General features: G+C 38.7%; 12 protein-coding genes. 7 read left to right on the top strand and 5 right to left on the bottom strand.

The genetic code is table 11. The features are described from left to right. Positions 1-12 precede the first annotated feature (12 nt). The 4 genes from AABM38_RS19380 (at position 13) to AABM38_RS19365 (ending at position 4,960) form a co-directional block, all read left to right on the top strand. On the top strand, positions 13-1,200 hold the full coding sequence (locus AABM38_RS19380; protein ID WP_423407828.1) for a galactokinase: 1,188 nt from the start codon (positions 13-15) through the stop codon (positions 1,198-1,200). Between the two features lie 183 nt (positions 1,201-1,383). Then, on the top strand, positions 1,384-2,373 hold the full coding sequence (gene galE / locus AABM38_RS19375) for a UDP-glucose 4-epimerase GalE (protein ID WP_423407827.1): 990 nt from the start codon (positions 1,384-1,386) through the stop codon (positions 2,371-2,373). Between the two features lie 11 nt (positions 2,374-2,384). Then, positions 2,385-3,896, top strand: coding sequence for a UDP-glucose--hexose-1-phosphate uridylyltransferase (galT, locus tag AABM38_RS19370; RefSeq protein WP_423407826.1), 1,512 nt, complete (start codon positions 2,385-2,387; stop codon positions 3,894-3,896). Beyond that, a complete protein-coding gene (locus AABM38_RS19365) occupies positions 3,893-4,960 on the top strand; it encodes an aldose epimerase family protein (RefSeq protein ID WP_423407825.1) in 1,068 nt (355 codons plus the stop codon). The genes galT and AABM38_RS19365 overlap by 4 nt, the downstream gene beginning before the upstream one ends. Positions 4,961-5,141: 181 nt before the next feature. Here the strand turns inward: AABM38_RS19365 and AABM38_RS19360 are convergent, their stop codons facing one another. The 5 genes from AABM38_RS19360 to brnQ form a co-directional block, all read right to left on the bottom strand. Beyond that, positions 5,142-5,654, bottom strand: a complete 513-nt coding sequence (locus AABM38_RS19360; RefSeq protein ID WP_423407824.1) for a GNAT family N-acetyltransferase — start codon at positions 5,652-5,654, stop codon at positions 5,142-5,144. 143 nt (positions 5,655-5,797) lie between these two features. Continuing rightward, positions 5,798-6,238 carry a CBO0543 family protein gene (locus AABM38_RS19355; RefSeq protein WP_423410801.1) on the bottom strand — a complete coding sequence of 147 codons (441 nt, stop codon included), beginning with the start codon at positions 6,236-6,238 and terminating at the stop codon, positions 5,798-5,800. Positions 6,239-6,660: 422 nt separating this feature from the next. Next, positions 6,661-6,882 carry a Spo0E family sporulation regulatory protein-aspartic acid phosphatase gene (locus tag AABM38_RS19350; RefSeq protein ID WP_423407823.1) on the bottom strand — a complete coding sequence of 74 codons (222 nt, stop codon included), beginning with the start codon at positions 6,880-6,882 and terminating at the stop codon, positions 6,661-6,663. A 503-nt stretch (positions 6,883-7,385) separates the two neighbouring features. After that, positions 7,386-8,129: a type I methionyl aminopeptidase gene (gene map / locus AABM38_RS19345; RefSeq protein ID WP_423407822.1), complete on the bottom strand. Its 744-nt coding sequence runs from the start codon at positions 8,127-8,129 to the stop codon at positions 7,386-7,388. Between the two features lie 179 nt (positions 8,130-8,308). Then, complete coding sequence (brnQ, locus tag AABM38_RS19340) at positions 8,309-9,673, bottom strand: branched-chain amino acid transport system II carrier protein (RefSeq protein WP_423407821.1); 1,365 nt, start codon at positions 9,671-9,673, stop codon at positions 8,309-8,311. Positions 9,674-10,036: 363 nt separating this feature from the next. On the opposite strand from brnQ, the gene AABM38_RS19335 reads away from it, so the two are divergent. The 3 genes from AABM38_RS19335 to AABM38_RS19325 are packed head-to-tail and all read left to right on the top strand — an operon-like array spanning position 10,037 to position 13,127. Beyond that, positions 10,037-11,056, top strand: coding sequence for a Bug family tripartite tricarboxylate transporter substrate binding protein (locus AABM38_RS19335; protein ID WP_423410800.1), 1,020 nt, complete (start codon positions 10,037-10,039; stop codon positions 11,054-11,056). 54 nt (positions 11,057-11,110) lie between these two features. Next, positions 11,111-11,563, top strand: coding sequence for a tripartite tricarboxylate transporter TctB family protein (locus tag AABM38_RS19330; RefSeq protein WP_423407820.1), 453 nt, complete (start codon positions 11,111-11,113; stop codon positions 11,561-11,563). 37 nt (positions 11,564-11,600) lie between these two features. Then, positions 11,601-13,127 (top strand): tripartite tricarboxylate transporter permease, encoded by a 1,527-nt coding sequence (locus AABM38_RS19325; protein WP_423407819.1) that lies wholly within the window; start codon positions 11,601-11,603, stop codon positions 13,125-13,127. Positions 13,128-13,166 lie beyond the last annotated feature (39 nt).

Raw genomic sequence — 13,166 nt, 5'->3', positions numbered from 1 at the left:
GAGGAGCATATAATGAATTATCAAATTCTACTATCAACGTTCAAAGAGAAATTTGAACAAGAAGCGAACAGGTTATTTTTTGCTCCAGGGAGGATCAATCTTATCGGGGAGCACACTGACTACAATGGGGGAAATTGCTTTCCTTGTTCCATTACTCTGGGTACGTATGGATTAGCAAGAAAACGTACGGATGATTTGATCCGGATGTATTCGTTGAATTTTCCTGATATAGGTATTGTTGAATTTACACTGGATGACCTTTCTTATCATAAAGAACATGATTGGGCGAACTATCCTAAAGGAATGATTCGTTTTATAAAAGAAGCTGGATATCCAATTGATTCGGGGATGGATGTGATTTACTGCGGGGATATCCCTAATAGAGCTGGATTATCTTCCTCCGCTTCAATTGAAATGGTTACAGGTGTCATGATCGAAGGTCTTTTCGAGTTTACTATGAATAGGCTGGATATGGTGAAGCTTGGGAAAAAAGTGGAGAACGATTTTATCGGCGTGAATTCTGGAATCATGGATCAGTTTGCTATTGGTATGGGAAAAAAAGGATTTGGCATCCTATTAGACAGCCTAACTTTAGAGTATGCGTATGCACCAATTGATTTATCCAATCATTCCATATTGATTATGAATACGAATAAAAGCCGTGAACTGGCTGACTCCAAATATAATGAACGTCGAAGTGAATGTAAAAGTGCCCTTTTGCAACTGCAGGATGCAATTATTATTCAGTCTTTAGGTGAAATGACAGAAGAAGAATTTGAAGCAGCTAAACATGTAATTAAAGATGAGACTGTAAGAAGAAGGGCAAAACACGCTGTCTATGAAAACCGCCGAACTCTGTCCGCACTTGATGCCTTGAAAAATGGAGATCTGAAGACATTTGGCGAGCTTATGAATCAGTCACATATATCTTTACGGGATGATTATGAAGTAACCGGTATCGAGCTGGACACATTAGTAGAAACGGCCTGGAAACAAAAAGGTTTAATAGGAGCGAGAATGACTGGAGCTGGTTTTGGGGGTTGCGCCATTGCTGTAGTGGAAAAGGAGGAAGTTGACAATTTTATCCATGCAGTCCGGAGCACCTATCAACAGCAAATAGGTTATCAAGCGACGATTTATGCAGCAAGTATTGGTGACGGGGCAAAAGAGGTTGCCTTAGATGAAATCTCAATTAAATAACTGTGAAAAAAGACCAATCAGTATACCAGTGGTGTCTTTAAAAATGAGTAGTGCCAGTCCTCGAATCTACTATTCTGCATAATAAAGAGTTCAAGAATTTTTGAAAACAACCCATGTTTGTAATGGAGGCTGCCGTCTCTTAACCCAAAGTTAAATTTAAAATTGAAAAGGAGGCGATGCGACATGAACATTCTAATACCTGGAGGAGCGGGTTATATTGGCTCGCACGCTGTTCGTCAGCTGTTAGAAGAGGGGTATGAGGTTACTGTTATAGATAATTTGCAAACCGGACACTTAAAATCGCTCCATCCAGACGCTATGTTTTTTGTGGGAGATCTTAGAGACAGAAGCTTTTTGCGGCGGGTATTCAATGAAGTGAAGGTTGATGGAGTCATGCATTTTGCTGCAAACTCAATTGTTGGCGAATCTATGGAACGCCCGTTGATGTATTTTGATAATAACGTCTATGGTACACAGGTTTTACTGGAGGTAATGGAGGAATTTAAAGTAAAGCACATTGTTTTTTCCTCGACAGCAGCTATATATGGGGAACAAAGGATAATGCCTATTACTGAGGACTGGGCGGCGAATCCATCCAATGCATATGGCGAAACAAAATTAGTGATGGAAAAAATGATGAAATGGTGTGAGGCAGCTCATGGCCTTAAGTTTGTCGCTTTACGTTATTTCAACGTGGCCGGGGCAGAACCTTCTGGCACGATCGGAGAGGACCATCAACCAGAAACACATTTAATCCCGTTAATCCTTCAGGTAGCCTCAGGTCAAAGGGAGAATATCTCCATTTACGGGAACGATTACGACACACCAGATGGAACTTGCATCCGAGATTATATCCATGTCGAGGACCTTATTTCAGCGCATATCCTTGCCTTAAAGTATCTTCTTGATGGAGGGAAAAGCGAAATATTCAATTTAGGAAGCAGCCAGGGTTTTTCAGTATTAGAAATAATAGACGCTGCAAGGTCGGTTACAGGACACACGATACCTGAAGTGATTGTCAATCGGCGAGCGGGAGATCCAGCCAGCTTAATTGCTTCATCTGAAAAAGCAGCTAACAACCTTGGCTGGAAACCAGCTAAGACTTCAATTAAGGATATCATCAAAGATGCATGGACATGGCATCAATCCCATCCGAATGGCTATGGGGATTAGAGGGATAGAAAATGGAGATATTTTCAGCAATACAGACACTTATTAATCGAGCCATTGAAGCCAATTTGATAAATGAAGTAGATGAAATATACGCCAGAAATCAGGTTATGGAGATTCTATGCTTAAAAACTTTTCCTCCTGAAGTCAAACCCGATGAATCCCACTCCATCCCGGAAATTTTAGAACACCTCTCGGAATACGCACTCAAGGAAAAACTCTTTGACGAGAGATACGTAAACAAAGACATTCTTGAAAGCAAGATTATGAATGTGCTAACGCCTCGGCCCTCTACTATTAATGAAGTATTTTATCGGAAATATAAGCAGGACCCAAGTGCTGCCACAGCTTATTTCTATGAAATCAGTAATTGCAGCAACTATATTCATATGAAAAGCATTGCGAAGAATATCAATTACTCGATAGACACGCAGTTTGGAAAGCTTGATATTACCATCAACTTATCTAAGCCTGAAAAGGATCCGAAACAAATCGCACTAGAAAGAATGCAGAAGAAGATGGCGGTTGAATACCCGAAGTGTCTTCTTTGTAGGGAGAATGAAGGGTATGCGGGCAGGATAGGTTATCCAGCGAGATCAAACCACAGAATGATCAGGCTGGAACTTATGGAAGAGCAATGGTTTCTCCAGTATTCCCCTTATCTCTATTACAACGAGCACAGCATTATCATTTCAAAGGATCACCGCGATATGAAAATAAATCATGCTACATTCCAAAGGCTGCTAGAATTCATAGAGAAGTATCCTCATTATTTCATAGGTTCCAATGCGGATCTACCAATCGTGGGAGGATCGATCCTCAGTCATGACCATTACCAGGGAGGCAGCTATGAATTTGCCATGGCAAAAGCGGCTGATGAAATAGTTTTCCGTATTGAGGGCTTTGGGGAAATCGACGCATCTACTATAAAATGGCCCATGTCGGTCATTCGCTTGAGGAGTAAGAATCGAAATGAACTTGCTATGGCAGCGGATCACATCCTTTCCAGATGGAAGGTGTATTCAGATGAAAAAGCAGGGATACATGCCTACAGTTGTGAGACCCGGCATAATACGATTACGCCAATTGCCCGCTGGAAAAATGGAAGGTTTGAACTTGATCTTGTGCTCAGGAATAATCGCACAAATGAGGAACACCCGATGGGAATTTTCCATCCGCATGAAGATGTTCACCATATAAAGAAAGAAAATATTGGACTGATCGAGGTCATGGGGCTCGCTGTTTTACCTGCCCGTCTTAAGTCAGAGCTTGAAGATGTAGAAACATATTTGATGGGGCGGAATGACTTGATGATGGACTACCATCAATCCTGGGCTGATGAGTTGAAAGAGCGCTATTATTCTCAATTAACTGATCAGAATGTTACTGATATTTTACGTAAGGAAGTGGGAATGAAGTTTCTAAAAGCGTTGATGGATGCAGGTGTTTTTAAGCGTACCGAAGAGGGTCAGCGATCATTCCTACGATTTATCCAAAGCTTAAAGAATGGGGGAGGAGGGAATTGAACGTTATACAACACCAATATGGAGAAGTACAAGAGCAGCCAGTCGTAGCCCATACGATTGCGAATGGTAAGGGAATCAAAATGACAGCTATTAATTATGGTTGTATCATTACTGAATTATACGTGCCTGATTGCAATGGAGAGCTTGAAAATATCGTTCTTGGATTTGATACACTTGAGGAATACGAAAAACACTCCCCTTATTTTGGTGCAATTGTGGGCCGACATGCCGGCAGAATAAAAGAAGGGAAATTCGAACTCGATGGGGTTGACTATCAGTTAGAGCGAAATAATGGTGTAAACCATCTGCATGGAGGTGTGCGCGGATTAGATCGAGTGGTATGGGATATTGAGGTAAAGGAAAGTGAAAAAGCTATCAGTCTTGAATACAGCTATAATAGTAAGGAGGGAGAAAATGGATATCCAGGCAATGTTCAGCTGAAGATTTCCTATACACTCAATGAGGACAATGAATTGATACTAAAGTATGAAGGCGATAGCGATAAGAGAACGATTCTGAATTTAACCAACCATTCCTATTTTAATTTAAGCGGTAATTTGAAAAGAAGTATTGAGGATCATCATTTAATTTTGAAGAGTGACCGCTTTATTGAACTGAATGAAGACTTGATTCCAACAGGTGTCATGCTTGAAACAGCTGGAACAGCATTCGACTTTCGGAATGGGAGGATGATTCATGAAGGTATTAAGTCAGACCATCAGCAAAACATAATTGCTGGAAATGGGTATGACCACCCGTTCTTGCTTTCAGAAAATAATAATGAGGAAATCATCCTTAAAGATAGTGAGAGTGGACGGGTTTTAGTGATAGAAACGAATCAGCCTTGTGTTGTTCTATACACAGGAACCCAATTAAATGACGATTTTTCTATACGTAGGGTGAAATCTCAGAAATACCTGGGCCTATGTTTGGAAACGCAAGGATTACCTGATGCCATCCATCATCCCAACTTCCCTGGTACAGTCCTAAACGGTGGCGAAAAATATTTATCTATTACAAAGATGACTTTCAAGGTTCAAGAATCTGACCATCAAAAAATTTAATTTGAAAATTGACTTCTTTTGTTTAAGTATCCTTTTAGGGGGATGTCGTTGTGGATTTAACCTGAAAAGGCAGTTCTTTTGTTTTTATAAAAAGTGTCCCAAAAGATATACTTTTTGGGACACTTTTTTTAAAAAAATAATCGATATTTGCAAATGACAAACTAATGGTGCAGCAATGCCATTATTCTTCCACAGGATTTTTAGGCCCATTAAGATTTAATTGATAAAAAGCTAAATCAAGCCATCTATTGAATTTAAATCCTGCATTTGCTATTGTACCGGAATGAACAAAACCGAAATTCTTATGCATTGCAATACTTTTCTCATTTGATGCATCGATTCCAGCAATTAATGTCATATATTCTCTTTCATTGGCAATTGCTATTAATTCTTTCATTAAAGAAGTTCCAATTCCCTTTTTTCTGTAATTGTTGTCCACATAAATAGAATGCTCAATTGTATATTTGTAAGCTGGCCAAGCTCTAAAGGGGCCAAAAGTGGCAAAGCCAACTACTTTATTATCCATTTCACATACTATGATCGGATAACCTTCATCCATTTTTTGCTTATACCATATTTGCCTGTTTTCAAGAGTTTGAGGATGATAAGAGTATACTGCTGTTGAGTTGAGAATTGCATCGTTATATATATTTAAAATATCTTGTAAATCCTTTTCTTGGATATGCCTGATCAAAATATTTTCTCCCCCATATGTCTAATATCTAATATGCCGTAAATTATATCAAAAAACGCGAAAAATTCGGTGGTGTTTGTCAGTAAATCTGACATTTTTTTAATCTTAAGAAAAAAGTTTCACCCGAAGTTTGCCAAATAGTATTATCTTTTCTCAATAGGAACATATACGGGTATAACAAAGTACAAAATCCAAAAAATTGCCATAGGAACACTAATTATTAATGTTAGTAATGGCTTTTTATGGTGCAGTCTTAAAAAAGAAAACATGATACAGTCGAATAGGATGGACCATCCAAGACTCCAGCCATATTTATATATAATATTCCCCCTCATTAAGAGGATGATTTCGACGCCTGCATATAAAACAATCCAAAACAGGTAATGGCGTAAGATTCTTTGTAACCCTTGTCCTTCTGGATACCTAGCTAAGAACATTAAAGTGGTGATGGGAAATGTGATGAAAGTATAAGACATTTCTAATAAGGAATGATTAAGCCATTTAATATCTGGGGAGAGCTGCCATAACCAATGTGATGCACATAGAAAGTTATATGTAAGATTTCCTAATGCAATATATTGCATTGTGGGATAAAAAAACTTCCACTTTTTATAATCGCCACTGAGCCATAGAGCAAGAATGCTAATTAGTGCTAAGACAAGATGCATTTTGATATTTTCCTTATCTTTTTTTCTTAGTTTGTTTCAAATAAGAAAAAATAATGATAAATGGGAAAATTAATATCCTTTTTTGAAGATTTCTGTTGAGAGTAGTGAAGGGACCAAGATCTCTGAGGGAGAACGGTTTTAGAAAAAGAGGATTTTCTCATATTAACGATGATTTACTATCTAACAGAGGAGAAATGAAATATTGGGGCAGGGGAAATTTCCTTGAGAGAAAAATTAGCAAACTTTTAAAAGGTTTATTAAAGTGCACAAATCAAATTTATAAAGAACACATGAATTTCAAACAGAGATGTTTTCAACATTGATGCAGTAAATACCCCTTAATTTAATAATTTTTGATATTTTACAATAAGATTATCTAAAGCCTGGCTCAAACGGATGGTTTCGGAATGGGCAAAACCGTGATTCTTCCCAACCTTTATAAGTTCCTCACGGTAGTATTCAATTTTTAATAAAAGGATTTCTTTCTTTAGTTCCATAACTAAGACCTCAAGGGGAAAAGTATCATTGGTAATCAAAATATTTTTTACAGAATTAGACATGTGTAAGTCTCATTTTACCAATAATGAATATTAAATGGAAGTTGGAATTACAGATAATTAATGACATTTTTTACTCTGGATGTTTTCGTTAACATTGTTGCTTTTAGAGTAGTGTTGACTCGACCGTCAGGGTGCTCGCTTTTCGCGTGTAAGAATGCTGTAAAAGCTCATGTTCCTGCTTTTTCCTCAGTGAATTGTTCACGGACTTCTTCTCAAACCATCTCGATGAGCTTGTTTCCTTGGGCTGTTCTCGGAGCCTTTCTCATAACAACTCGTCGCGCTTTTTTCCTCATCGAGTTGTTCTCGGAACCGTGTTCAATCAACTTATTTATAATGAAAACAAAACAAAAACTTTTAGAAAAACAGCCTTCACTTCTAATGAGCTAATGAATGTTTCGCAATAAAGCGGGAGGACTAAAAGGCCGGCACTCCTTTTCGCGAAGCAGCCAGCTTTTTAGTCCTCCAAGTTAGAATCCTCTTATATAGGAGGATTATTTTAATAGTTATAAAGTGATGATAATCGGTCCATTTTTAGTAAGGATGATTGTATGTTCACATTGTGCTACAAAGCTGTTTTCTGTCACATATGTCCATTCATCGCCATCGTTTTGAAAAACTTCTTCTTCACGATTTGAGATGAATGGTTCGAATGCGATTACCATTCCTTCTTTTAAAAGTTCGTCATCCCAAGGCTCATTGTAATTATAAATGTGATCTGGAGCTTCATGGATTGTACGGCCAATCCCATGTCCAGTAAGGTTCTTTATTACGGTTAGTCCGTTTTTTCTGGCAGTCGCAATAACGGCTTTTCCCAGTCCGCTTTTCTTGGAACCTGGTTTCGCTTTTTTTAGACCAGCTTCAAATGCTTCGACAGCAGTATTGCATAATTTAGTTAAAAGAGGATCGCCTTCTCCTACTACAAAAGAAATTCCAGTGTCGGCAAAATAACCATTCTTTGAGCCCGAAACATCAATATTTACAATATCGCCTTCTTTGATCACACGGCTGCCTGGAATGCCATGTGCTACCTCTTCATTAACACTTATACAAGTGTATCCAGGGAAATTATATTCTCCCTTTGGAGCAGAAATCGCTCCATGCTCTTCAAACAGGCGGCCGGCAATTTCATCAAGTTCCTTTGTTGTAATACCTGGCACTGTTTTTTGTACCAATTCCTCTCGAATCAAGGACACGATCTTTCCAATTTCTTTTAATCCGTTAAAATCTTCTTCCGTCTTTGCAATCATTATTAAATCCCTTCCAATATCAATTATTTCATGTTACATATGATTTTATTAGAGTATCCTTTTTTAGTGTGAAAATCCATTCTAAACACCTATAAACTTGATCAACATTATGAAGAGTATTTATTTAAAGCAACAGACTATTCGAAAACATCCTATTAAAAAGAACTGCAGGGAAAACCCTACAGTTCTTTTTGGTATTGTCTCATATTCAAATCATTCTTTGGCCAAATATAGCCGATGGCTGCTCCAATTAAAGCCGGGATGATCCAGCCGAGACCAATTTCATAAAGGGGCAGGTAATCCATATAGAATGTTTTAACAGAATTGAAAAATGAGGATGTCAAATTTGGCAGGCTAGCGGCTAATGCGCTGTAGCCATCAAAAAAGCTTACAAAGAATGTAAGCAGCATGGAAGCTGCGTATACGCTTTGTTTATGGCCGAATAATGGCGATAATAAAGTTAACAGGATAAGGACAATTGCTAAAGGATACAGGAACATTAATACCGGCACGGCAAATTGGATGATATTGTTTAATCCGAAGTTTGCGATTGTGAATGAAACGATACACAGTAACAGTACAAACATTTTGTAACTTACTTTAGGAAATAGATTATTGAAAAATTCACTGCAAGCTGTAATAAGTCCAATGCTTGTTTTAAGGCAGGCAAGGACAATGATGATTGCCAGTAAGATGGCGCCGAAAGATCCAAAATAATGCTGGGCAACAGCGGCAAAAATCTGTCCGCCATTATCAAAGGTGCCTATAGCGTTTATACTTGATGCTCCCATGTACGTAATAAGTCCGTAGATCAGCATCATTAAAGCCATCGCAAAAATACCCGATTTCAAGGTGGCATTAGCTATATCCTTCGGTTTTGTGATTCCCTGTCCCTTAATAGCATTGATAACAACAATCCCGAATGCCAGTGATGCCAGGGCATCCATTGTATTATAACCCTCTTTGAAACCAGTAATAAAAGCTAAATTAGTATAGTCTCCGGAAGGTTCTCCAAAGTTCCCCATTGGCTTGAAGATGGAAGTTAAAATTAATACAAGTAAAAAGATAAGAAAAGCCGGTGTTAAATATTTTCCGATATAGTCCATGACCTTGGCAGGATGAAGTGAAAAAAAGTAAACAATGGCAAAAAATACGAAGCTGAAGATTCCGAGCCATAAGTTAGCCTGACCCGGATTAATGTAAGGTTCAAATCCGACGACAAAAGGAACCGTAGCTGTCCTTGGAATCGCGAAAAAGGGTCCGATTGTCAGGTATAGAGCCATGGAAAAAACCACACCGAAGAGCGGATGAACCCGGCTGGCTAAATCCCGAAGTCCATTGCTGCCGGAAAGCCCAATCGCTAAAATTCCCAAAAATGGCAGGCCAATTGCTGTAACTAAAAAGCCAATTAAGGCATGCCAAAAGTTTGTTCCGGCAAGTTGGCCAAGCTGGATCGGGAAAATCAGATTCCCTGCACCAAAGTACATTCCAAAAAGCATTGTTCCAATGACACCATAGGTAGAAAATGATATTTTTTTCTGCATCAAAATTTGCTCCTGTTCTAGTTGAATTAATCTCGTTGGGAGTACCATAAGCTAACAATCTAAGAAAATACCTTATCATATACTAAGTAAATCCCTTAAGCATTCCTCTTAAGAAGTTAATAAAACTCACTATATATTTTTGATTGATACAAGTCAATTGAAAATTTTTAGTATTTTTAGAATCTTACTTCCTTCGATCTGTCTCCAAGTATATCTTTCCATTCGTGTTATTTCCTTTACGTGAACAAAATGAACAAAACGTTTAATAAGTTTTTAATGCTGTTTAAATAGATAATCTATTAAAAATTCAAAAAGTTTGTAAAATTAAGAAAACGCTTACAAGGAGGAATTGAAATGGTTTTTATGAAGAAATTTTCAGCAGTAATGTGTGCAGGAGCACTGGCAATTAGCCTTGGTGCTTGCAGCAGTCAAGGGACATCTAGCTCTGAAGGTAAGGAAGAAAACACAGGGTATCCGACCAAGGCAATTTCAGTCGTGGCACCATCTGGAGCTGGAGGCGGATGGGATTTAACAGCTCGTTCATTTACAAAGGTACTAAGTGAAACAAAGATTGTAGAGCAGCCTTTGACAGTTGAGAACAAGCCTGGTGGCGGCGGTGCTGTGTTTATGGCTGAATATGCTACTGCGCAAGCGGAAAATAACGATATGCTCTTTGTCAATTCGCCTCCGATTATCATCAACAATTTGAAAAAAGAAGGAAATAGTCCTTATGGTGTTAAAAATACAACGCCTCTGGCTCAATTGACAAAAGATTATGGTGCCATTGTTGTAAAAGAGGATTCTAAATTTACAGATTTAAAGTCAGTTTTGGAGGAAGTAAAGAAAGATCCTAGTAAACTAACATTTGCTGGAGGCTCTGCGCCAGGGTCAATGGATCACTTGATCTCCATCCTTCCAGCTTTTAAATATGGAGTCGATCCAACAAAAGTAAAATATGTTTCTTATGATGGCGGTGGTGAAGCGATTACTGCTTTGCTTGGCGGTAACGCGGATGTAATCGGCACGGATGCCTCCAGTGTTAAGGAGTTTTTAAAAGCAGGTAAGGTAAGAGTATTGGCTGTTACTTCGCTTGAGCGTCTATCTGGTGATTTTAAAGATATTCCAACCGCAAAAGAACAGGGTGTCGATGCAGAATTTACTATTTGGCGCGGTGTTTTCGGCCCTGAAAAAATGTCAAAAGAAGCAAAGGCTTATTGGGATAAAGCAATCAAGCAGCTTGTTGATTCTCCTGAATGGAAGAACGAGGTAGAGAGCCAGGGATGGGATTTCGACTATAAAAACAGTGATGATTTTAAAACGTTCTTAGAAGAACAAGAAGGCCAAATCCAGCAATTATTAGCCGCCCTGGGTATGCAGAAGTAATTCAAGTGGGGGAAGGATTGTTTCTCCTTCCCCTATTTTTGAAAGGAGATTGCAATGAGTATTCAATTTGATCGATTGGCTTCTGTTTTATTTTTAGTTACAGGTGTTCTTTTTATGGTTGGAAGCAGGCAGCTCGGAAGTTCGTCATATGGCAGTGCGGTAGGACCAGATATATTTCCTTTTTTCCTTGGTATTGTGCTTGTTTTCTTAAGCATCCGATTATTTTATGAATCATACATTTCAAAAAATCAGCAGAGGTCTAAAGAAATTTTGCAGTATAAGCCGTTTTTAATCATTTTTGCTGCTACATTGGTTTATATTTTGACGCTGGAAACGATGGGATACGTAATCACAACCTTTTTATTTTTGTTTGTTTGTTTCCAAACAATGGAACGTTCAAAGTTGTTTACATCCCTTTTAATATCTGCCTGTTTTTCAGGACTCGTTTACTTTTTATATGTAGAAGTTTTAAAAGGTACACTGCCAGGCTGGCCAATTTGGATTTAAGATCTGATTGGAACCTTTTTAGTAAGGAGATTGAAACATGAGTACACTTGATTATTTAATTCAGGGATTTGGAACAGCACTCATTTGGTATAATATCATGTTTGCTTTTGTGGGAGTCTTGATTGGGACTGCGGTTGGTGTGCTCCCGGGTATTGGACCAATGAGCGGGGTAGCCCTTCTTATTCCTGTCACAGCTTCTATTACGAGCGGGCTTCCGCCTGAACAAGCTGCAACGAGCGCAATTATTCTGCTTGCTGGAGTCTATTACGGGGCAATGTATGGTGGATCCACAACGTCGATTCTATTAAATACACCTGGAGAATCATCTTCTGTTGTGACAACATTGGACGGCTACCAGATGGCGAAGAAAGGAAGAGCAGGGAGTGCATTATCTATAGCAGCAATCGGTTCTTTCGTGGCGGGAATTGTAACGATTATTGCCCTGATTGCTTTAGCCAAACCTTTATCGGCTGTTGCGCTCAAATTTGGCCCAGCGGAATATTTTTCATTAATGCTTTTAGGTCTGGGGGCTGTCAGCGGGTTGGCTGGAAAATCAGTGACAAAAGCATTAATAATGACTGTTTTTGGACTGCTGCTTGGAACAATTGGAATTGATAGTGTTTCTGGAATTGCAAGATTTACTTTTAATGTTCCATGGCTGTATCAGGGTATTGAGTTTTTAACAATTGCGGTAGGATTGTTCGCACTTGGAGAGGTATTTAAGACGATTTTAGAAAAAGAAGAGGAAGAAGCTGAAATCGCAAGGATCAATAATTTACTTCCTTCCAAAGATGAATTGAAAGAATCTGCTGGACCAATCGCGCGCGGTTCGATTTTAGGATTTTTTGTGGGAATATTGCCCGGAGCAGGGGCAACCCTTGCATCCTTTTTTTCATATATTCTTGAAAAAAAGATCTCTAAAAACCCATCTAAATTTGGAACTGGAACAATTGCGGGAGTTGCGGCACCTGAATCAGCGAATAATGCAGCCTCAGGTGGGGCGATGATTCCGTTATTAACTCTAGGTATTCCAGGGTCAGGTACAACGGCTATTTTAATGGGAGCGCTGATGATGTATAACGTCCAGCCGGGACCTTTATTATTTGAAGACCATCCGCAGGTAGCATGGGGACTTATTGCCAGTATGTTTATTGGAAACATCATGCTGCTGATTTTAAATCTTCCACTTGTTAAAGTGTTTGCAAAAATTATTCAAACGCCTAAGCAATTTTTGATTCCGATGATTATCGCCATCTCGATTTTTGGTGTATATGCCGTTCAAGTATCGACTAATGATCTTTTACTATTATTGGGTTGCGGAGTTTTAGGGTACTTCCTAAGCAAGAACGATTATCCAATCGCCCCGCTTGTTCTGGGATTGGTATTAGGGCCAATGGTAGAGAATAATCTGAGAAGAGCTTTAACAATCTCTAATGGAGATTTCAGTATTTTTATATCTCGCCCCATTTCACTTATTTTTCTCATTATGACCGTCCTTTGGCTCCTTGTTCCTTTCATGATGAAAAGACGAGGCAAAGATGTGGTTATTAATATTGAGGGGTAAATTATTTAAATAGTAAAAAAACTCCTTTTTTCAAGGAGT

It is taken from the genome of Heyndrickxia sp. MSNUG (genome assembly GCF_049532715.1).
In the GTDB taxonomy this organism is placed as follows: domain Bacteria; phylum Bacillota; class Bacilli; order Bacillales; family Cytobacillaceae; genus Mesobacillus.
Note: the sequence above shows the minus strand (reverse complement) of the source record. Positions and strands in the feature narration are given on the sequence as shown.